The organism is Novosphingobium sp. FW305-C-30-35 (genome assembly GCF_058783135.1).
This window is the reverse complement of record NZ_JBYSYJ010000001.1, coordinates 269,505-290,251: the sequence shown is the minus strand read 5'-3', so window position 1 is coordinate 290,251 and position 20,747 is coordinate 269,505. Positions and strand designations below refer to the sequence as shown.

Here is a 20,747-nt window from a genome sequence, read left to right as displayed (position 1 = left end):
CCTCTGCCGTTATGGATCACGTAAGATTGACGAGAGCACGCATGTCAGGCGCGCCGAAGGATGCCGTGCTTCTTCTTGCCCGAAGAGATGCGGATCTCTTCGGAGGACAGGGCAATGCGAAAGCTTTCGTCGGTGACCGGTTCGCCCGCAACTTTTGCTCCGCCGCCGGCGACAAGGCGCTTCGCTTCCCCTCTACTGGCTGCAAAGCCAAGCCCGACAAGCGCGTCGATGATTCCGATGCTGTCTTCGGCTGATTCGAAAACGGGCAGGTCCTGACCGAGCCCGCCGCCAGCGAAGGTCGCCGAGGCGGTGGCTTCGGCCGCCTTGGCGGCTTCTTCGCCACGCACAAGCCGGGTTACCTCGTTGGCCAGAACGACTTTCGCGGCATTGATCTCGCTACCTTCCAGGGCCTCGAGCCGCTTGATCTCGTCGAGAGGGAGATCTGTGAACAGGCGCAGGAACTTGCCGACATCGCGGTCATCCGTGTTGCGCCAGAACTGCCAGAAATCCCACGCGGGCAGCGCGTCCTCGTTGAGCCACACCGCGCCGGCCGCAGTCTTGCCCATCTTCTTGCCATCGGCGGTGGTGAGCAGCGGCGTCGTCAGACCGAAGACTTCCTTGCCATCCTTGCGGCGGGTGAGTTCGATGCCGTTGACGATATTGCCCCACTGGTCCGAGCCGCCCATCTGCAGGCGCACGCCCATCGCCTTGTTGAGATGGCGGAAATCGTAGCCCTGCAGGATCATGTAGTTGAATTCGAGGAAGGTCATCGGCTGCTCGCGCTCGAGCCGCAGCTTTACCGAATCGAACGTGAGCATGCGATTGACCGTGAAGTGCGTGCCGACTTCCTGGAGCAACTCAATGTAGCCCAGTTTTCCCAGCCAATCGTGATTGTTGACCATCACGGCGTCGGTAGGTCCATCGCCGAACGTGAGCAGCTTCGAGAACACCGTGAAGATCGAGGCGATGTTGTCCTCGATCGTCTGGTCCGACAGCATCTTGCGGCTCTCGTCCCGTCCCGTCGGGTCGCCGATACGGGTCGTGCCGCCGCCCATCAGCACCACCGGCTTGTGCCCGGCCTGCTGGAGGCGGCGCAGCATCATGATCTGCACGAGGCTGCCGACGTGGAGCGATGGCGCAGTGGCGTCAAAGCCGATATAGCCCGGCACCACGCCCTCGCTGGCCAGCTTGTCGAGCCCTTCGGCATCGGTCAGCTGATGAATGTAGCCGCGCTCGTCAAGCAGGCGGAGGAGGGTGGATTGGTACTGGGTCATCGGAGCCTTCTTTCCTGTGGCGGCGCGCCTAGCACGGAGAACAGCGCTTGGAAACGTTCGAGCTTGTGCATCACCCCACGACGCCGCCGCTTGGCGTTACCGGACTTTGTGCGCGGATACTTGCGTTCGAGCCGCGATGGTTGACCTTGCGCTGGCGGGTGGAGGGCGCAGGGCGCATCGTGTTGCCACCGTTTGCAGGCAAGGTCCGGGCTGATGGCCTTTGGCAGACGACGTGCTTCGAGCTTTTCATGAGGCCTCAGCATCGCGACGAGTATGTCGAGTTCAACTTCTCGCCTTCGCAGGCGTGGGCGGCCTATGATTTTTGCGGCTATCGCGAGGGGATGGTTGAGCGTGCGATGCCTCGTCCACCGGTCTGTACGCCGCGCCGGGGGCAGTCAGTGCTGATCTTCGACGTCGCGCTGCCCACGGCGGCCTTGCCCGCGCTTCCTTTCGTGTACGGGTTGACTGCGGTGATCGAGGAGGAGGGCGGGCACAAGTCATACTGGGCGATGGCCCACCGTGAAGACCGGCCAGACTTCCATCACGAGTCTTGCTTCGCGAGCCGCCTTGAGGCACCGCACCAGCCATGAAATTCGGTATCGACCGGCTGCTTGCCGACCCCGCCCTGAGGAAGCCACTCGAAGGAAAGCGCGTCGCGCTGGTGGCCCATCCGGCCTCGGTCACCGAAGGCTTGGTCCATTCGCTCGATGCGCTGATCGCCGGCGGCATCACCATCACGTCCGCCCTTGGCCCGCAGCATGGCCTCAAGGGCGACAAGCAGGACAATATGGTCGAGACTGCCGACGAGCTGGACCCAATCTACGGCATCCCCGTGTTCAGCCTATATGGCGAGGTGCGTCGGCCGACCGCAGCAATGATGGACACTGCGGAGGTGTTCCTGTTCGACCTGCAGGACCTCGGCTGCCGCATCTACACCTTCGTTACCACGCTGCTCTATCTGCTTGAGGCCGCGTCCGAGTCCAACAGGGATGGCGGCACCGGCAAGGCGGTATGGGTGCTTGACCGGCCCAATCCCGCGGGCCGCCCTGTCGAAGGCACCACGCTGCTGCCGGGCTGGGAAAGCTTCGTTGGTGCTGGCCCGATGCCGATGCGGCATGGAATGACGCTGGGCGAGATGGGCGCATGGTTCGTGGAGCATTTCAAGCTCGACGTCGACTACCGCGTGATCACCATGGAGGGCTGGGAGCCTGAAGGGCCCGGCTTCGGTTGGCCGCAGAGGAGGATCTGGATCAACCCGTCCCCCAACGCCGCCAGTCTCAACATGGCGCGAGCCTATGCCGGGACCGTGATGATCGAGGGCGCGACCTTGTCCGAAGGGCGTGGCACGACGCGCCCGCTGGAAGTGCTGTTCGGGGCGCCCGACGTTGACGCCAGGGCTGTCCTTGCCGAAATGCGCAGTTTCGCGCCGCAATGGATGGAGGGATGCGCCATCCGCGAATGCTGGTTCGAGCCGACCTTCCACAAGCATGCGAAAACACTATGCAATGCGCTGATGATCCATGCCGAGGGCGCGTTCTACGACCACCACGCTTTCCGTCCGTGGCGGCTGCAGGCGCTGGCCTTCAAGGCCATCCGCAGGCTCTATCCGGATTACCCGATCTGGCGCGATTTTCCTTACGAGTACGTTTTCGACAAGCTGGCGATCGACGTGATCAATGGCGGCACTGCGCTGCGCGAGTGGGTGGACGATGCGGCCAGCACTGCGGACGATCTCGACACCTTGGCGAGAGCCGATGAGACGGAGTGGATCGAAGAGCGGGCGCGCTTCCTGCTTTACTGACGAACCTCAGGCTGAGGCTGCCTGTGTCCCCCGCGGGGCGCTTTCGTGCATCAAGGCCATTGCCAGAAGGGCCACGGCGGCGGCCGAGACCATGTACCAGGCGACGGCCATCGGATTTCCGGTGATCTTCAGCAGCCAGGTGATCACCAACTGCGTCGATCCGCCCAGGAACGTGACGGGCAGGGCATATACCAGTGCGAAGGTGCGGGCGCGGCTTGCCTTGGGCAGGCTTTCGGCAATTGCGGCATAGACGGCACCGCTCGGCAAGGTCGACACGAAGGCCAGCAAGCCGTTGATGGCAATGAACATCACCGGATCGTGCGTGCCAGTCACCGTGACGTAAGCGGGCACGATCGCCAGCGTGAAAGCCAATGTCGGCCAGATCATCAGTGGCCGCCGCCCGAACCGGTCGCTCATCCAGCCGCCGAGCAGGATCGCGAAGAACCGCGCGACATTTACCGCCAGCGTACTGCCCAGCGAGATGCTGGCAGAATAGCCCAGAGTGTTCTGGCCATAGGTCGCCATGTAGTTGAACAGGTAGGTGGCGATGGTCGCGCCCGAGATCATCATCATCCCGAGAATGACGGTGCGCCAGACTCCGGCAGGAACGTGACCGGTGGGCAGGTGGTCCGGCGCATGGATCGTTTCAGGCAGGGACCGGCGGATCCACAGCGAGAACGGCACTATCACCGTGCCCAGCAGCAGGGCCACTCGCCAGCCCCAGGCAGTCAACTGGTCAGGCGTGAGGGCAAGGCTGAGGCAGAGGCCGACCAGCGATCCGGCCGATGATGCGATGGCCTGGCTCGCCCCTTGCCAACTGATCGACCAGCCACGCCGATGATCCTGCGCGGTTTCGAGCATGTAGGTCGTGGCCGAGCCCACTTCGCCGCCCAAAGCAAAACCCTGCAGCAGGCGCGCCAGCACCACGACCACTGGCGCAACGGCACCGATGGCGGCATAGGACGGCGTGAGCGCGAGGACCGCGACCGATACGCCCATCAGGGTCATACTCATGAGCATCGCCGGCTTGCGTCCGTGCCGATCTGCCCATGCGCCGATCGCCCATGCGCCAAGCGGGCGACCAATAAAGCCGACGCCGAAAGTCGCCAACGAGGCCATCAGGCTGACAAACGGATCTTCCGAAGGGAAGAATACCTTGCCGATCTGGATCGCGAAAAAGCTGAAGGTGATGAAATCGTAGAATTCCAGCGCATTGCCGGTTGTGGCGGCAATCACCGCGCGTCGGGCAAGCTTACGCTCTTCTACGGTATGCCCTGACACGATCGCTCCCGTTGATCGAACCCGCGGTCAAGGCTGGCAGATGCAGGGCGGGAGTCAAGGATTTCGCTGGCGGCGTCAGTACGCCTTGGCAGGAACAAGCGCGTCCCATGTGTCCCAGCTAATTGTGCGACCGGGATAGGCAACATTCTTGAACGGCCATTCGCTGGCAATCCATTTCTTCACCCACGCCTGCAGCTCCTTGTCGAAGCCGGCGTCATGCTCTGCCTTGGTTACCCACATCAGGACCACGGCATCGTAACCTGCGACCGGGCTTGGCTGCACATAGACACAGCCCCGCTCGCGCTTGCCGTCGGGCGTCAACACGGCATAGGCAAATGATTTGCGCTGGGCAAAACGGGCCTGCTCGGCCTGCATGTCGGCCATCGCCTCGGCGTCGGTTATCCCGGCATGAGGCCACGACGTGCTGCGCGTGAAGGTCTTCTGCAAATGGTCGATCGACGACATGTAAGCGTCATAGTCGATCTTCACGAGTTCAGGACCCAGCGGAACCAGCTTGAAGGCTGGCGCTTCGACGAGGGTAGGCACGCCGAACTCGGCGGGAACGAGGGGCAGCTGGGCCTTACCGTTCTCGGCGGCGAGCACTGGCGACGCCACGATTGCGGGCGATAGTGCCGAAACCGCCAGACAAACTGCTGCAAGCTTCAAGGGCATTGGTCCTTTGTCTCCGGAAGATCCGAACCTCTTGCCGGAGACTGGGCTACCCTCGACCTGTCGCGCAATACGCGATTTGCGCGAGGGTCAGATGGTAGGTCGCGCCCTCGATGTCAAAGCTCTCGCTTCCTCAGGCCGTCACTTCTTGAGGGGCTGAGGGATCAGCGGCGCCAGCGAGGCAATGACCGCCTCGGGCTCGAATGCCATTTCCGCAAAGACTTTCCCGTCACCTGGCGTGCCGGTGCGGAATCTGGCGCGATAGAGGGAGGTCTGGGCAGGCATGAGCATGAAGTGGCTATGCCCCCGGGCTTTGGTCAGCAGTGCAAGATGCAGGAGCAAGGCATAGGTGCCGGGTGTACCGGTGCCATTGCGCGAAGTGTCGACAAACTCGCCATACTCGATGTCGGTCTTCGGCGTGGTCACGTATTTCGATTTGTCCGTCTTCCATACGTTCGCGGCGAACTTGGCGAATTCGGTCTGGGCGAAGGCAGGACGGAAAGTGTCGAACCGATCGGAATTGTCATCGCCAGTATTGTTTATCTGGGCGGCGATGCGTGTCTCCTCCGCTGCCAGAACCTCCTTGGCTGTCGGAATTGGCGTGTTGGCGCGTTCCGCAGGTGTGCCCACCGTCTCCAGCTTTCGGGCCACTCCGGCAACCAGCCCGGCGTTGATCGTCGGCCAGCGCGAACGCGCGGAAAACAGCGTGCGGGCGCGCATGCCCTGTCCGGAATCGAGCGCCACAACGATGGCGTAGAGGTCATTGGCTTCGTTTGTTGCAGTTACCGGTGAGTCAGTCTTGCCCTGGGCCGTGTCGGCTTCTGCTGCGGCGAGTGCCAGTTTCATCAGTCGATCGCCCTCTGCCACGTTCCCGCCGAGACGGTACGCGACAGCGGCGCGTGCCAGCGAGGAATAGCCGCGTACCTTGGGAACGGTGCCGAGAAGATCGGCAAAGGCCTTATAGTCGGACGCTGCTTCAAGAAAACGTCCATCGACGGCCCGTGCTGCAGCGCGTTCGAGCACGGCGAGCGGGTAGACACGCACCGCCTGATCGAAAACAGCCGCTTCGGCACTACCGTAAGCCCTGGCGATCGCGAGATATTGCATCGCGGAGAGTTGGGCCTTGATATCGAAGGGCGCCTGATTGGCCAGCTCAAGGCCGAGTGCGTGGGCGCCTGCGTAATCGCCCTTGCCGGTCAGCGCCATGGCCTGCAGCTCGATCGCGGTGAGGCCCAGGCTTTGCTTGTAGGCAAGCGTGGCAGTGAGATCGGGCTGGTCCGTCGTGACCGAGCGGATGTCGGCAATGGCGCGGTCCCAGTCCTGCATTTCCATCCGGTGAATTGCACGACCGAAGATCAGCTCGATGCGCCGACCGCCGTCCTTTGCAGGCTCGGGACCGGAAAGGGCTTCGTCACAAGCCTTGATGCCGTCCACACCGTTGGCGCGTTTCTTGGGATCATAGCCTTCGCGCGGAGGAAGGAGCAGACCGATCACGGCAGTGATCGCCACAAGCCGGGCAACCGTGCCCAAGGTAGAGGCCTTGTTCGGGAAGCCGTCGCAGCGGACAAAGGCCGATGGACCGGCGGGAGCTTTGCCATTAGGAATTGGGGCAGCAGGAACTGGAGCAGTTGAGCTGGTGTCGGTTGGTCTGCTGCGAATGCTGTGATGGGCTGCAGCACAAGCGATATAGCCGTGAGCCCGGCAAGAGCATTCTTCAAATTCATGGCAATCCCCCCAACGTCAGCTGATGACTAGCGGGGTTTCTGGAACGGACAATACTAATTGCCGAGAATATGAACTGTTTCTATCCGTCAGGCCGTCCGCCAGACTGGAGCACGCCTTTCCAGAAAGGCATTGATCCCCTCGTCGGTGTTTTCGTCCATCATGTTCTGCGCCATGACTTCGCAAGCGAGAGCATATGCTTCGGAGCGGGAGCACTCGCGCTGGGTGTTGAAAAGCTTTTTGCCACGGCGGATCGCATCGGGGTTCTTGGCGAGTATCGTGGCGACGAGATCATCGGTTGCGGCATCAAGCGCCTCGGCCGGAGCGACGGTATTGACAAGGCCCCAGTCGGCGGCGGTGCGGGCATCGATGAATTTCCCGGTCACCAGCATCTCGAAAGCACGCTTTGCAGGCACATTCCGACTGAGCTCCACGGCAGGGGTTGAGCAGAACAAGCCGACGTTGATTCCTGAAACAGCAAAGCGCGCGTCTTCGGAAGCGACGGCAAGGTCGCAGGCGCCGACCAATTGGCAACCTGCGGCGGTGGCAACGCCATGGACCTTGGCAATGACGGGAACAGGGAGAGCAGCAATCGCCTCCATCACGTCGGTACAGGCAGCAAAAAGCCTGTGGTAGGCGTCGAGATTGCGGTCAGCCTGCATCTCGGCAAGATCATGTCCGGCACAGAAGGCCTTTCCCGCTCCGGCAAGGACCACGATGCGCGCTTCATTGTCGCTCGCGATGTCCGAAAGTTCGGCCAGCAGTTCGGCGAGGACGGCCTGCGACAGGGCATTGAACTTGTCAGGTCGATTCAGCAGCAGGTCGTGTCGACCCTCTGCCGTCCGTTGCGCGAGGATCGTCTTGCCCATTGCCTGCCCCCCGGAGTCAGTGTTTCTTGCGAGTGAGTTCGCGCATGGCCCCGTCGAGTCCCTCGAGAGTCAGGGGGTACATGCTGCCGCCGATCAGGTCCTTGATCATCTTGGTCGACTGCGAATACGTCCACTGCTTTTCCGGCACCGGATTGAGCCAGACCGTGGCGGGGTAGGTCTGCGCCACGCGATGCATCCACACCGCGCCCGATTCCTCGTTGAAATGCTCGACGCTGCCGCCGGGATGGCTGATCTCGTAGGGGCTCATTGCCGCGTCGCCAACGAACACCACTTTGTAATCGTGGCCGAACTTGTGGAGGATGTCCCAGGTCTTGGTGCGTTCCGACCAGCGGCGCTTGTTGTCCTTCCACACGCCTTCATACAGGCAATTGTGGAAGTAGAAGAACTCCATGTTCTTGAATTCTGCGGTTGCCGCGCTGAACAGTTCCTCGACCAGCTTGATGAACGGGTCCATCGATCCGCCGACATCGAGGAACAGCAAGAGCTTGACCGCGTTGCGCTTTTCCGGCCGCATCCGGATGTCCAGCCAGCCTTGGCGCGCCGTGCCTTCGATCGTGCCGTCGAGATCGAGCTCGTCTGCTGCCCCTTCGCGGGCGAAGCGGCGCAGGCGGCGCAAGGCGATCTTGATGTTGCGCGTGCCGAGTTCGCGAGTGTTGTCGAGATTTGCGAATTCGCGCTTTTCCCAGACCTTTACCGCGCGCTTGTGCTTGCTCTCGCCGCCGATGCGGACGCCTTCCGGGTTGTAGCCGGAATTGCCGAACGGGCTGGTGCCGCCCGTGCCGATCCACTTGTTGCCGCCCTGATGGCGCTTCTCCTGCTCTTCGAGACGCTTCTTGAGCGTCTCCATGATCTCCTCCCACGAGCCGAGGGACTTGATCTTCTCCATCTCTTCTTCGGACAGGAACTTTTCGGCCACGGCCTTGAGCCAGTCCTCGGGGATGTCGACCGGGCGCTGGCCGTAATCGGTGAGCAGGCCCTTGAAGACCTTGTTGAACACCTGGTCGAAGCGGTCGAGCAGACCTTCATCCTTCACGAAGGTCGCGCGGCTAAGATAGTAGAATGCTTCCGGTGTCTGCTCGATCACGTCCTTGTCCAGCGCTTCGAGCAGGATAAGGTGCTCCTTGAAGCTGGCTTGAATGCCTGCGGCACGCAACTCGTCGACGAAATTGAAAAACACGGGCTGCGGCTCCTCTGACTTAACCGAGTGATTAAGCGCTGCCGCTGCGATCGGCAAGGGCTGTTGCGCGATAGGCGGTTGAGCGGAAGCGACAAACGGTTAAGCCATGAGGAAACATGGTTAAGGGCAGTTTACCATGAGTCGCGCTACGGGTTTGCTTGCGATCTTTGTGCTTCTGCTTGGTTTGGCGGGCCTCGGCTTGGCGCTGTCGGCGCGGGAGGCGCGGGCTGATGTGCAGGAGGCCGTGATCCAGCAGATCGCGCCCCCGCCGGTTGCCCCTCAGGTCGCCCCGCTAGTCGCGCAGCCTGTCCGCCCACAATTGCCCCCGCCGGTTGCGGACGTTCTGCAATCGGGTGTGCTGGTCGTGGTCAGCAAGGCGTCGCAACGGATGCACGTGTTCAAGGATGGCTCGCATTGGGGCTCCTCGCCGGTCTCTACAGGCAAGCGCGGACATTCGACCCCGGCCGGTGTATTCCCGATCCTGCAGAAGCGGGTGTTCCATCGTTCCAATCTCTATAGCAACGCGCCGATGCCCTACATGCAGAGGCTGACCTGGCGCGGCATTGCGATCCATGCCGGGTATGTCCCGGGCTATCCGGCCTCCCACGGCTGCATCCGCTTGCCGCGCAGCTTTGCCAAGGCGCTGTTCGACCTGACGAAGGCAGACCGGACGACGGTGGTGGTGACGAATGCTCCGCTGCGTTCAGAGCAGGGGGCGGTGACTCTGGCGCTCAATTCGCAAGCTCCCGCTGCCATGCCCGCAGCAGGCAATGGCGTAGTGATGGCTGCCGCGACGTCGGTCCAGACGATCCAGCTTGCTGCGGCGCTGAGCCCTGCCGAAGCAGAGGCGCATTGGCAGGGCGCGGTCGCGATGTACCCGCAACTAGCGAGTTTCGAGAAGGCCGTTGTCCCTGCGGTGGTCGGCCAGCGCCGCTATTGGCGGTTGCGCGCCAGCGCCCCCGGCGCCCATGCGCTGTGCGGCGTGCTGAAGCGTTCGGGGCAGGACTGTTTCAACGTGATCTGACCCGGTGCACGGCCGCAACCAGCACGAACGAGATGTACATCAGAAGGTACCAAGCGCCGAGCTTTGCATGGGAGACAAGGGTCCAGCCGGCCTCCTGGCTGGGATAGATCCACGCGCGTGAGAAAGTGGCGATGTTCTCCGCCAACCAGATGAACAGCGCCACGAGGAACCAGCCAAGCAGCAACGGCATGGAACGGTTTTCCCGCCACACGCGGAAGATCACGCGGGTGCGCCAGAAGAGCAGGCCCATCGCCGCGAAGAGAAGCAGGCGGACGTCTGGCAGCCAGTGATGCGCAAAGAAGTTCACGTAGACAGCAACTGCCAGTGCGTAGCTCCACGCGGCAGGCGGATAATGCGGAAAGCGGAAATCGAAGATGCGCCAGACACGGGCGATATAGCTTCCGACGCAGGCGTACATGAATCCGGAGAACAGCGGCACGCCGCCGATCCGCAGCAGGCTTGGTTCCGGGTAGGTCCATGACCCGTAGGCGGTCTTGAAAAGTTCCATGATCGTGCCGACCGCGTGGAAGGCGAGGATGACCTTGGCCTCTGACAGAGTCTCAAGCCGGAGCAGCAGCATGGTGATCTGGATCGCGACTGCACCGATCGTCAGCGCGTCATAGCGGGCGATCGGTGCATCCGTCGGCCAGAACAGATGCGTACCCAGCAGCATCGCCAGCATCAGGCCACCGAACAGGCAGGCCCACCCCTGCTTGAAGCCGAACAGCAGGAATTCGTAGATCCACGCCGTCGGCCCCGGCGCTGGATCGATGGCCTCCAGCCGCGCGCGAATGGCGGCAAACCGCGTATGGGCGGTGGGCCTCGGCGCAAGGTCGCTCATGCCTTAGCTGACGGGCGGCGGGGCAGGGGGCTGTTGCGGCCAGCTTTCGAGAGAAGGATGGAACTGAGCCCAGGGCGGTGCATCCTCGGTCCAGATGATCGCTTCGGGGCGCAGGCCGTGGCCTGCGTCAAGGGCACCGAAGCGCACTGTCTTCAGGTGAAGGCGTGCAGAACTCTGCGCGAAGATCTGCGTGCCGCAGGCGGGGCAGAAGTGGAACGTCAGGGTGTTGCCACTGGCCGCCGTCCATTCGGAATGGGCCAGGGTGCCGGTGATGTTGACGTCTTCCGCCTTGAAGATCGCGTTATTGGTCGGGCCACCGGCCGCAATCTGCTGACACTGGCGGCACCAGCACTGGCGAGTCGCAATTGGCTCCCCGGCGATCTCGAGGTGGACGGAACCGCAAGCACATTGACCGGAATAGGGCATGGCAAAAAGCTTCCTTCAGGCTTTCAGTAATTGGGTATTGTTAGTGTTACATACAATTGTCTATGGTGCTGCCACTTGGAGAGGATAACGCCATGACACTCAAGCTCTACAGTTTCGGACCGGCTGCCAACTCGATGAAACCGCTGCTGACGGTGTTCGAAAAGGGCCTCGATGTCGAGAAGCATCGGCTGGATCCTGCAAAGTTCGAGCATCACACCGATTGGTTCAAGGCGATCAATCCGCGCGGTCAGGTGCCGGCGCTGGTCGACTCTGGGGTGGACGGCGACAAGGTCATCACTGAATCAACCGTGATCTGCGAGTATCTCGAGGACGAATACCCGACGGAAGTCTCGCTCCGCCCAGCCGACAGCTTCGGGCGCGCACAGATGCGCATCTGGACGAAGTGGGTGGACGAATACTTCTGCTGGTGCGTCTCGACCATTGGCTGGCATCGCTATGTCGGCAACATGGTCAAGGGCCTTACTGACGCCGAGTTCGAGGAAAAGGTGAAAGCGATCCCGGTGGTCGAGCAGCAGGTGAAGTGGCGGCGCGCCCGCGAAGGCTTCCCGCAGGACATGCTCGACGAGGAAATGCGCAAGATCGGCTACTCAGTGCGAAAGCTGGACGACCACCTTGCCGACCATGAATGGCTGGTGCCGGGGCAGTACACCCTGGCCGACATCTGCAACTTCGCCATCGCCAACGGCATGTCGTTCGGCTTCAAGGAATTGGTGAACAAGGAGGACACGCCTCACCTGGTGCGCTGGATCGAACAGATCAACGAGCGGCCGGCGGTAAAGGCGATGTTCGCGCAGGTAGAGCTGGAAAAGCTTGGGCCGCGGGAGTGAGACGCCCTTGCATCGGCAAGGTCCGCACGCTCAACTGGCGGGCGGCGGACCTTTGGGATGGCGCGGGAGATGTCCGGGTAGCGGAGCCCAGCTCGGCGCACTGTCCGCCCAGATGACTGCCGTTGGCGGCGCGAGTTCGGGGTCGTCGAGTGTTCCCGCGCGAACGCGCATCGGCAGGCCTGTCGGCGTGACGGTGCGACTGTAGATTTGCGCGCCACAAACATTGCAAAAGCCACGTTCGACTGTATTGCCGCTGTCGGCAATCATCACGAAGGTTCCGAGTTTGCCTTCGATCGCCACGGCGGCTTCCGGGAAAAGCACGTTCACCGTAGCCGATCCGCTGGCGATGCGTTGGCAATCTCGGCACCAGCACATGCGGGCGCCCAGTGGGTCGGCGGAGATTGTGTAGCGAACCGCGCCGCAAAGGCATCCGCCGACATGGGGCATGGCAATCTTCCTCAGTTCCCCGGACGCCGGGCCATGAACGCCAGGCGCTCGAACAGCATGATGTCCTGCTCGTTCTTGAGCAGCGCGCCGTGCAGCGGCGGGATCGCCTTGGTCGGATCGCGGTTCTGGAGGACGTCCAATGGCATGTCCTCGTTCAGCAGGAGCTTGAGCCAGTCGAGCAGTTCGGAAGTGCTGGGCTTCTTCTTGAGGCCGGGCACTTCGCGGATCTCGTAGAACACCTCCATCGCCTTGCTCACCAGGGTCTTCTGGATACCGGGGAAGTGGACGTCGATGATTGCCTGCATCGTGTCGCGGTCCGGGAACTTGATGTAGTGGAAGAAACAGCGGCGCAGGAAGGCGTCGGGCAGTTCCTTCTCGTTGTTCGAGGTGATCACGACGATCGGGCGTTCACGCGCCTCGATGCGCTCCTGCGTCTCGTACACGTCGAAGCTCATGCGATCGAGCTCCTGCAGGAGGTCGTTCGGAAACTCGATGTCCGCCTTGTCGATCTCGTCAATCAGCAGAACGGGAAGGGTGGGACTGGTGAAGGCCTCCCACAGCTTGCCTTTCTTGATGTAGTTGCGAATGTCGTGGACCCGTTCATCGCCGAGCTGGCCGTCGCGCAGGCGGGCGACTGCGTCGTATTCGTAAAGGCCTTGCTGAGCCTTGGTGGTGGATTTCACGTTCCATTCGATAAGCGGCGCGTTCACCGCCTTCGCGATTTCATGAGCGAGCACGGTCTTGCCGGTGCCGGGTTCTCCCTTTACCAGAAGAGGGCGGCGCAGCAGGACGGCTGCGTTGACGGCGACCTTGAGATCTTCGGTAGCGACGTAATTGCTGGTGCCTTCAAAGCGCATCGGCGGTTCCTGTGTGCTTAATCGTTCGGTTAAGCGATAAGGCGGCGGAGAGTGCGGCGCAAGGGGGTTGCTGAACTGACGGCCGCGTCATCTTCGAACTCATAGTTAGACGCACGTGTCAGTTTCGGAGCATGTTGATGACGCACGCGTCATTTTTGAACTCGGTTGGTGACGCATCCGTCATGTATGTCGTGTCAAATTGTCGCTAACTTATGCTTGGCCGTCTCGGCGATTGAAGTGCCCGAAACCGCCGTGTAGCGACGCGGAAATGGTCGCACCCCGCAATGTCATGGCGAAGCAAGGCTATCAGGCATCGTCGCGCGAGCGGGCCGGAGCAATGGCGTTTGCCGCAGTCGCAACCTTGTTGGTGTTCCTGATCATGTGGCGAATGGGCGCGGTTACCGGCTTCGGCGATGGGAAGGGCACGCACCTGACCGCGATCGACCTATCCGCTCAGGGGCAGGACGAAGAGAAGGCGCAAAAGCAGGAGCAGAAGCGGCAGAAGCAGGCGGAATCCGCCGAAGCCGCTGTGAGCCAGCCGGTGGCTGCGCCGCCTCAAGTGCCAGTGCCTGGCAAGGTCGAATGGCCCGAAGGATTCATCGAGCTGTCGCGCAACGACTACCGCGCGACCGACATCAGCAACATGAAGCGGGCAGAGTCCGGCGGGGCGCAACAGGTGGGCGCGGGCAGTCCGGGCGATTCCGCCAGCGTAGGGCAAGGACCGGGCGGCGTGCGGCTCTTTGCCGCGCAATGGTATCGCGAACCCACCGATGCCGAGATCGGCCCCTACCTGCCCCAGCGCCGGATGCAGGGGGACTGGGCGATGATCGCGTGCAGGACGGTGGAGCAGTACCACGTCGAGGATTGCCAGGAACTTGGCGAAAGCCCGCCGGGATCAGGCCTTGCCCGCGCGATCCGGCAGGCGAGCTGGCAGTTTTTGGTGCGACCACCCAGGGTCAATGGAAAGCCTCAGATCGGGGAGTGGGTGCGGATACGGTTTGATTTCCGAGCGAAAAAGGGCGATCCTGATCGTCAAGTTGCTGGCTAAACCCGAATGGGAAGTGGTGCGGAAACATAATCCCCGTGGCGGGTAACGATCACTGTAAACTGCGAAGGGATCGTTTCATGGCAAGTAGTGGAGAACGCGTTCAGGATATCGGCCCGCAACCCCAAGCCTTCGATATCGAAGTGGCGACCAAGACCAATGGCGACTATCGCTCGGTCGCCTGGACGGGGCGCTATTTGCAGGTAACGCTCATGTCGATTCCTGTCGGCGGAGACATCGGGTTGGAAGCACATCCCGAGACGGACCAGTTCCTACGGCTCGACGCGGGAAAAGGCCTGGTGCAGATGGGGCCAACCGAGCATGAGCTGACGTTCGAGCGGCAAGTGTCGGATGGCTGGTGCGTTTTGGTGCCCGCTGGCACCTGGCACAACGTCACGAACATCGGCGACGAGCCTATCCAGCTCTATACGATTTACGCGCCTGTCCACCATGCCGCAGCGCGCGTGCATCCTACGAAGGAGGCAGCCGAAGCCGATGAGCCGAACGATACGCCCCCTGAATGGACTGTTCAACCTGCCAAACCCGCGCAGGACAAGCATGGCTAGCGCTGGCGCGTTTGTTTAGGCGTATCGATCGGTAAGCAGCCATTTTCTATAGTGGCTGCTTGGATGACGCCGACGACGCCTTCCGGGAGGTTACGCGTCAATCAACTCCGGATCGATCTCGCTCGCGCGGTTCTGGATGAACATGAAGCGCTGGGCGGGATCGCGGCCCATCAAACGGTCGACGAGTTCCTTCACCGCCGCTCGGCCCTCGTATTCAGGCGGCAGGGTGATGCGGATGAGGCTGCGGGTGGCAGGCGCCATCGTGGTTTCGCGCAGCTGTTGCGGGTTCATTTCGCCAAGGCCCTTGAACCGACCGACTTCAACCTTCTTGCCCTTGAACTTAGTTGCTTCCAGCTCGGCACGGTGGGCGTCGTCCTTGGCGTAGGCGGAGGTGCTGCCGCTGGTCAGGCGATAGAGCGGAGGCTGGGCGAGGTAGAGGTGGCCGCGCCGGACCAGCTCGGGCATCTCCTGGAAAAAGAACGTCATCAGCAGCGTGGCGATGTGTGCGCCATCGACGTCGGCGTCGGTCATGATGATTACCCGATCATAGCGCAGCGCGTCCGGGTTGCAGTCCTTGCGCATGCCGCAGCCGAGTGCGAGTGCGAGGTCCGCGATTTCCTGGTTGGCGCGGATCTTGTCGGCCGTGGCGCTGGCGACGTTGAGGATCTTGCCGCGGATTGGCAGGATTGCCTGCGTCTTGCGGTCACGCGCCTGCTTGGCGCTGCCGCCTGCGGAATCGCCTTCGACGATGAACAGTTCGGTCTCGCCTTCACCTTCGCCCGAGCAATCGGTGAGCTTGCCGGGAAGGCGCAGCTTGCGGGCGTTGGTGGCGGTCTTGCGCTTGACCTCGCGCTCCGCCTTGCGGCGCAGGCGTTCGTCCATGCGCTCCATCACCGCGCCGAGCAACGCCTTGCCGCGCTCCATGTTGTCGGTGAGGAAGTGGTCGAAATGGTCGCGCACCGCAGCTTCGACCATGCGCGCTGCCTCTGGCGAAGTCAGGCGGTCCTTGGTCTGGCTCTGGAATTGCGGATCGCGGATGAAGACCGAAAGCATGATCTCGCTGCCGGTGATCATGTCCTCTGGCGCGATGTCCTTGGCCTTCTTCTGGCCGATCAGTTCGGCAAAGGCGCGGATGCCCTTGGTCAGCGCGGCACGCAGGCCCTGTTCGTGGGTGCCGCCATCGGGCGTGGGGATGGTGTTGCAGTACCACGAATAGGAACCATCGGACCACAGTGGCCAGGCGATAGCCCATTCTACGCGGCCGTTCTCTTCGCCATTGGGGCCGAGCGGGAAGTCCTGTCGGCCGGCGAAAGGCACGGAGGTGACGCATTCGCGGCCCGAGACCTGTTCCGCGAGATGATCGGCAAGGCCGCCGGGGAACTGGAAGACGGCTTCCGCCGGCACTTCCTCGCTGGCAAGCGAGGCAGCGCACTTCCAGCGGATTTCGACGCCTGCGAAGAGATAGGCCTTGGATCGGACCAGCCGGAACAGGCGGGCAGGCTTGAACTTCGCGTCTTCGCCAAATATCTCGAGATCGGGGATGAACGTGACCTGCGTGCCGCGCCGATTGGGGGCATTGCCGATCTTCAACAGCTTGGTCGTCGGATTTCCGCGCGAAAACTCCTGCGCGTATAGCTCCTTGTTTCGCGCCACCTCGATCCGGGTGAGCGAGGAAAGCGCGTTGACCACCGAAACGCCGACGCCGTGCAGACCGCCACTGGTTGCGTAGGCTTTTCCGGAGAACTTGCCGCCGGAGTGAAGCGTTGTGAGGATGACTTCCAGCGCCGACTTGCCGGGGTATTTCGGATGTTCGTCAACGGGGATACCCCGGCCATTGTCCGAAATGGTCAGCCGATTGCCTTCCTCCAGCATGACCTCGATGCGGTTGGCGTGGCCGGCGACCGCCTCGTCCATCGCATTGTCGAGCACTTCGGCGGCGAGGTGGTGCAGCGCGCGCTCGTCCGTGCCGCCGATGTACATGCCGGGGCGGCGGCGGACCGGTTCGAGGCCCTCGAGAACTTCGATGGCGGAGCCGTCATAGGCCTCGGCTGCGCTGGTGGCGGGGAGCTTGTCGAAAAGGTCGTCGGACATGCGAACGGGTATAGAACACGGGAATCCCGGCGCAAGCGGGGATGCCGCCTTATCCGGCGAAATCCCCCGCTTTCGGCCTATCAGAATTTTGCCGGAGCGGGCGATACGGTGGTGAAGGTGCCGGTGCCAACCTCGCGCACCTCCATCGCCCGTTCGGCCATGCCGCTTGCCGTGAAGCGGAAGACGCCATCAAGGCCGATGAAGCCCTGCGGATCGTAGAGCTTCGCCGTTGGGAAGGTGGTGCCCGGCTTCCATGTTCGGGCAATGTTGAGCGTCAGCAGGACGCTGTCGTAGCCCAGCGTTGCAAGCCGCGATGGCGTCGCGCCGAAACGTGTGGCGTAGCTCTTTTCAAATTGACCGAAGCGCTGATCGGAGACGGCAGCGAACCATGCGCCGCGCATGGCGACAGATTTCGCGATCGCGCCTTCACCGCTCCACAGTTCGGTTCCCAGAAGCTTGACGCCTTTGCCCGCCAGCGGACCCGCCTGAAGCGCGATGCGGCTGCCATCCGCGATCAGCAGCGCGTCGAAACGGCCCTTGTCCTTGACGCGGCGTACTGCGCTGGCGACCGACGTATTACCGCGATCATAGGTTTCGATGGCGGTGACGGCGACGCCGTTCGCCCGCGCGGCATCGGTCAACCCTGCGGTCGCCCGCTGCCCGTAATCACCGGTCGGGATGATTGCGGCAACGGACTTGATCCCACGCGACTTGGCGAAGCCGAGAACGCGCGTGATCGATTGGCCGGGGGCCTGACCCATGACAAAGACATCTCGCGAAGCGACGGCACTGTCGTTCGAATAGGTAATCATCGGGACTTTGGCCGGGCGCGCAACATTTGAGACCAGAACGACATCATCGGACAGCAGGGGGCCGAGGATCAGCTTGTTGCCGTCGGCAATGGCGCGGGCGGCCGCGCTGCCAGCGCCCGTTGCTGTGTCATATGTCGTGATGCGCAGGTTTGCCGCGCTGGTATCGAGCACGGCCATCGTTGCAGCATTGGCTATCGATTGACCAACCGATGCGTTTGGCCCTGTCATTGGTATCAGCAGCGCGACACGATGGCGGCCGGCATCGGTTGGCAGGACGTTTGCGTCAGGAGCCTTTTCGGTCGGTTCTGCGATCGGGCCGGTGCCCTTGGGGATGACGGTGCAACCTGCCAGAAGGGCCAGCGTGCCGGTCACAACCCATCTGCGGGAGCGGCGCAAGCCAGTTTCGCGCCAGTCGCCCGATTGTCCCTCGATCATTCCCTGCACACCCTCTTGTCGCTCTGTCATCGCCGGTCCATGGAAAAGCCATGGATACCTCGCCTCTTGCACCCGGTCTCTATATTGTTGCCACGCCTATTGGCAATCTTGGTGACATGACCCGTCGCGCCACAGACACGCTTGGGCGCTGCGATCTGGTAGCCTGCGAGGATACGCGGGTGACAGGGAAATTGTTGAATCTGCTGGGCCTTCACAAGCCGATGCGACGGTATGACGATCATGCCAGCGACGGCGCGAGGGAAGCGCTGCTGGCAGAAATGGCGGTGAAGGCGGTCGCACTGGTATCGGATGCCGGAACGCCGCTGATCTCCGATCCGGGATACAGGCTGGTGCGAGAAGCGCGGACGCGGGGGATACCGGTGACGTCGTTGCCCGGTGCGAGCGCGGTCGTGACCGCCTTGTCCATGGCGGGGTTGCCGACGGATCGGTTCCTGTTCGCCGGTTTCCTGCCGAACAAGGAGAAGGCGCGGGGCGATGTCCTGACCGAACTATCCGGCGTCCCGGCCACGCTGGCGTTCTATGAAACGGGGCCCCGCCTCGTGGCTTCGCTGGAAGCAATCGCCGAGCGTTTGCCCGGGCGCGAAGTTGCGGTCGCGCGGGAGCTGACCAAGTTGCACGAGGAGTGCCGTTCCGGCTCTGCAGGGGAACTTGCGGCGCACTACTCGGCGCAGCCACCGAAAGGTGAGATCGTGCTTCTCATTGCGCCACCCGGAGAGGCCGAAGCGCCCGAGGACGACGTCATCGACGCGGAACTGCGCGCGGCGCTGGCCGAGATGTCTACATCGCAAGCGGCAGGCAAGGTGGCAAAGGCGCTTGGGCTGGATCGCAAGGTGCTTTACGCACGGGCCATGGCACTCAAGGAATGAGGCGTGCCGAGGCTGAGCAGCAAGGACGGCGGGCCGAATGGCTGGCAGCGTGGTGGCTGCGGCTTCAGGGCTGGCGCATTCTGGCGCAGCGGGTGAAGCTCAAGGCAGGCGAGGTCGACCTGATCGCGCGAAAAGGGCGAACGGTTGCGTTCATCGAAGTGAAATGGCGCAAGGATGCCCGGCAACTGGGCGCCGCGGTTGACGCTCACCGCCTGCGACGCGTGGCAAGGGCGGCGGAAATGCTTGCCGGAAAGTATGCAAGGCCTGGCGATGACGTCCGAATTGACGTTATCCTGATGGCACAGGGAAAGTGGCCGTACCGGATTGCCAACGCCTGGCAACCCGGCACCTGACCGACGCTTAGTGGGCGGGCTTGTGCTCTTCCTTGTGTTCGCCGTCCTTGTGCTCGTCGTGATGCTCGTCCTTCTTGTCGCCCTTGTGATCGTCCTTCGGGGCGCTGGTGGGGTGCGGGTCGGGGTTGGCAACGCCCTGTGACGACCAGCCGAGAACGGCGATTCCGGCAGCGGCAACGGTGAACAGCTTGCGCATTAATGGCTCCTTGGATTTGGGGGCGCCCTGGAGGCGCGATCTGAAAATGGTCGCACAAGCTACAAATCGGCTTTAAGGCGCACCTGAGATAAACCCCTGAGGATCAGTGCAAGCATGACTCTTCGCGTTGCGGTCCAGATGGACCCGCTCCACTCGATTAATATCGCTGGAGATTCCAGCTTCGCACTCATGCTTTCGGCGCAGGAGCGCGGGCACGAGGTTTACCATTACGACGTTGGCTCGCTGACGCTGGACGAGGATGACCGGCTGATCGCTCATGCCCGTCCGGTGACGGTGCAGCGCGTGGAGGGCGACCACTACAAGACCGGCGACGTGCGCCGGCTCGACCTTGGGCGCGATATCGACGTGGTCCTCATGCGGCAGGATCCTCCGTTCCACATGGGCTACATCACGGCCACGCATCTGCTCGAGCGGATCGAGGGTGAGGCGCTGGTCGTCAACAATCCCCGGAGCGTTCGCAATGCGCCTGAAAAGGTCATGGTGCTTGATTATCGGCGCTTCATGCCGCCAACGATCGTCACCCGCTCGGTCGAGGAAGTGCGGCTGTTCCAGAAGAAGCATGGCGCGATCGTCGTGAAGCCCATACACGGCAATGGCGGCAAGGCCATTTTCCGCGTCGCGCCCGAAGGCGAAAACCTTGGCGCGCTGTTTGAGGTGTTCAACCAGACTTGGCCCGAGCCGCACATGGTGCAGGCGTTTCTTCCCGAGGTTGCCAAGGGCGACAAGCGCATCGTGCTGGTCGATGGCGAGATCGCCGGCGCCATTAACCGCAAGCCGGGTGAGGGCGAGTTCCGCTCGAACCTTGCGGTCGGCGGCTATGCCGAAAAGACGGAACTGACGGCGGAAGAGCAGGAAATCTGTGCAGCGCTCGGGCCGCAGCTGAAGCGTCTTGGCCTGATCTTCGTTGGCATCGACGTGATCGGCGGCAAGTACCTGACCGAGATCAACGTAACTTCGCCGACCGGGATTGTCGCGATCGACAAGTTCAACGGCACCGATACGCCGGGGATGATCTGGGACGCGATCGAAGCGCGGCTGTAAGGGCATCCGGGCTTCTCCATCGGAAGCAGGAGCTTTTGGCCGT

At 62.4% G+C, this 20,747-nt stretch carries 22 protein-coding genes; 9 read left to right on the top strand and 13 right to left on the bottom strand.

Translation table 11 applies throughout. From position 1 onward, the window contains the following. Window positions 1-44 precede the first annotated feature (44 nt). On the bottom strand, window positions 45-1,274 hold the full coding sequence (tyrS, locus tag AC3WLM_RS01600; protein WP_492476403.1) for a tyrosine--tRNA ligase: 1,230 nt from the start codon (window positions 1,272-1,274) through the stop codon (window positions 45-47). Window positions 1,275-1,522: 248 nt separating this feature from the next. On the opposite strand from tyrS, the gene AC3WLM_RS01595 reads away from it, so the two are divergent. Further along, window positions 1,523-1,864, top strand: coding sequence for a DOMON domain-containing protein (locus AC3WLM_RS01595; RefSeq protein WP_492476402.1), 342 nt, complete (start codon window positions 1,523-1,525; stop codon window positions 1,862-1,864). Continuing rightward, on the top strand, window positions 1,861-3,075 hold the full coding sequence (locus AC3WLM_RS01590) for an exo-beta-N-acetylmuramidase NamZ family protein (RefSeq protein ID WP_492476401.1): 1,215 nt from the start codon (window positions 1,861-1,863) through the stop codon (window positions 3,073-3,075). Before AC3WLM_RS01595 ends, AC3WLM_RS01590 begins: the two co-directional genes overlap by 4 nt. Window positions 3,076-3,081: 6 nt before the next feature. On the opposite strand, the gene AC3WLM_RS01585 is transcribed toward AC3WLM_RS01590, so the two are convergent. The 5 genes from AC3WLM_RS01585 to AC3WLM_RS01565 form a co-directional block, all read right to left on the bottom strand. Further along, window positions 3,082-4,356 (bottom strand): MFS transporter, encoded by a 1,275-nt coding sequence (locus tag AC3WLM_RS01585; RefSeq protein ID WP_492476400.1) that lies wholly within the window; start codon window positions 4,354-4,356, stop codon window positions 3,082-3,084. Between the two features lie 75 nt (window positions 4,357-4,431). Next, entirely contained in the window at window positions 4,432-5,028 is a 597-nt protein-coding gene (locus AC3WLM_RS01580; RefSeq protein WP_492476399.1) for a twin-arginine translocation pathway signal protein, read from the bottom strand. 138 nt (window positions 5,029-5,166) lie between these two features. Beyond that, on the bottom strand, window positions 5,167-6,555 hold the full coding sequence (locus AC3WLM_RS01575; protein ID WP_039331157.1) for a tetratricopeptide repeat protein: 1,389 nt from the start codon (window positions 6,553-6,555) through the stop codon (window positions 5,167-5,169). A gap of 281 nt (window positions 6,556-6,836) precedes the next feature. After that, window positions 6,837-7,616, bottom strand: coding sequence for an enoyl-CoA hydratase (locus AC3WLM_RS01570; RefSeq protein WP_492476398.1), 780 nt, complete (start codon window positions 7,614-7,616; stop codon window positions 6,837-6,839). A gap of 16 nt (window positions 7,617-7,632) precedes the next feature. After that, the gene (locus tag AC3WLM_RS01565; protein ID WP_492476397.1) at window positions 7,633-8,814 is read right to left on the bottom strand and encodes a vWA domain-containing protein; all 1,182 of its coding nucleotides are present in this window, start codon (window positions 8,812-8,814) and stop codon (window positions 7,633-7,635) included. Window positions 8,815-8,950: 136 nt separating this feature from the next. On the opposite strand from AC3WLM_RS01565, the gene AC3WLM_RS01560 reads away from it, so the two are divergent. Then, entirely contained in the window at window positions 8,951-9,838 is an 888-nt protein-coding gene (locus tag AC3WLM_RS01560) for a L,D-transpeptidase family protein (RefSeq protein ID WP_492476396.1), read from the top strand. On the opposite strand, the gene AC3WLM_RS01555 is transcribed toward AC3WLM_RS01560, so the two are convergent. Then, the gene (locus AC3WLM_RS01555; RefSeq protein WP_492476395.1) at window positions 9,825-10,679 is read right to left on the bottom strand and encodes a DUF817 domain-containing protein; all 855 of its coding nucleotides are present in this window, start codon (window positions 10,677-10,679) and stop codon (window positions 9,825-9,827) included. The genes AC3WLM_RS01560 and AC3WLM_RS01555 overlap by 14 nt on opposite strands. 3 nt (window positions 10,680-10,682) lie before the next feature. Next, window positions 10,683-11,105, bottom strand: a complete 423-nt coding sequence (locus AC3WLM_RS01550) for a GFA family protein (RefSeq protein ID WP_492476394.1) — start codon at window positions 11,103-11,105, stop codon at window positions 10,683-10,685. 92 nt (window positions 11,106-11,197) lie between these two features. On the opposite strand from AC3WLM_RS01550, the gene AC3WLM_RS01545 reads away from it, so the two are divergent. Further along, entirely contained in the window at window positions 11,198-11,953 is a 756-nt protein-coding gene (locus tag AC3WLM_RS01545; protein WP_492476393.1) for a glutathione S-transferase family protein, read from the top strand. Between the two features lie 30 nt (window positions 11,954-11,983). Here AC3WLM_RS01545 and AC3WLM_RS01540 read toward each other — a convergent pair whose 3' ends face one another. Together AC3WLM_RS01540 and AC3WLM_RS01535 are read right to left on the bottom strand one after the other, a co-directional pair. Further along, entirely contained in the window at window positions 11,984-12,400 is a 417-nt protein-coding gene (locus tag AC3WLM_RS01540; protein WP_039331147.1) for a GFA family protein, read from the bottom strand. 11 nt (window positions 12,401-12,411) lie between these two features. After that, a complete protein-coding gene (locus AC3WLM_RS01535; RefSeq protein WP_039331145.1) occupies window positions 12,412-13,257 on the bottom strand; it encodes an AAA family ATPase in 846 nt (281 codons plus the stop codon). Between the two features lie 268 nt (window positions 13,258-13,525). Between AC3WLM_RS01535 and AC3WLM_RS01530 the strand changes: the two genes are divergently transcribed. Both AC3WLM_RS01530 and AC3WLM_RS01525 read left to right on the top strand, forming a co-directional pair. Beyond that, window positions 13,526-14,305, top strand: a complete 780-nt coding sequence (locus tag AC3WLM_RS01530) for a hypothetical protein (protein ID WP_492476392.1) — start codon at window positions 13,526-13,528, stop codon at window positions 14,303-14,305. A gap of 77 nt (window positions 14,306-14,382) precedes the next feature. Then, window positions 14,383-14,868 carry a cupin domain-containing protein gene (locus AC3WLM_RS01525; protein WP_492476391.1) on the top strand — a complete coding sequence of 162 codons (486 nt, stop codon included), beginning with the start codon at window positions 14,383-14,385 and terminating at the stop codon, window positions 14,866-14,868. Window positions 14,869-14,958: 90 nt separating this feature from the next. On the opposite strand, the gene parE is transcribed toward AC3WLM_RS01525, so the two are convergent. Together parE and AC3WLM_RS01515 are read right to left on the bottom strand one after the other, a co-directional pair. Next, the gene (gene parE / locus AC3WLM_RS01520) at window positions 14,959-16,959 is read right to left on the bottom strand and encodes a DNA topoisomerase IV subunit B (RefSeq protein WP_427464941.1); all 2,001 of its coding nucleotides are present in this window, start codon (window positions 16,957-16,959) and stop codon (window positions 14,959-14,961) included. Between the two features lie 80 nt (window positions 16,960-17,039). Beyond that, a complete protein-coding gene (locus AC3WLM_RS01515) occupies window positions 17,040-18,236 on the bottom strand; it encodes a penicillin-binding protein activator (protein WP_492476390.1) in 1,197 nt (398 codons plus the stop codon). Between the two features lie 20 nt (window positions 18,237-18,256). On the opposite strand from AC3WLM_RS01515, the gene rsmI reads away from it, so the two are divergent. Together rsmI and AC3WLM_RS01505 are read left to right on the top strand one after the other, a co-directional pair. Continuing rightward, the gene (gene rsmI / locus AC3WLM_RS01510) at window positions 18,257-19,093 is read left to right on the top strand and encodes a 16S rRNA (cytidine(1402)-2'-O)-methyltransferase (RefSeq protein ID WP_492476389.1); all 837 of its coding nucleotides are present in this window, start codon (window positions 18,257-18,259) and stop codon (window positions 19,091-19,093) included. Then, window positions 19,090-19,446, top strand: a complete 357-nt coding sequence (locus AC3WLM_RS01505; protein WP_492476388.1) for a YraN family protein — start codon at window positions 19,090-19,092, stop codon at window positions 19,444-19,446. The genes rsmI and AC3WLM_RS01505 overlap by 4 nt, the downstream gene beginning before the upstream one ends. A gap of 7 nt (window positions 19,447-19,453) precedes the next feature. Here the strand turns inward: AC3WLM_RS01505 and AC3WLM_RS01500 are convergent, their stop codons facing one another. After that, window positions 19,454-19,642 carry a hypothetical protein gene (locus AC3WLM_RS01500; RefSeq protein WP_039331135.1) on the bottom strand — a complete coding sequence of 63 codons (189 nt, stop codon included), beginning with the start codon at window positions 19,640-19,642 and terminating at the stop codon, window positions 19,454-19,456. 114 nt (window positions 19,643-19,756) lie between these two features. On the opposite strand from AC3WLM_RS01500, the gene gshB reads away from it, so the two are divergent. After that, window positions 19,757-20,704, top strand: a complete 948-nt coding sequence (gene gshB / locus AC3WLM_RS01495; RefSeq protein WP_062347927.1) for a glutathione synthase — start codon at window positions 19,757-19,759, stop codon at window positions 20,702-20,704. Window positions 20,705-20,747: the final 43 nt, after the last annotated feature.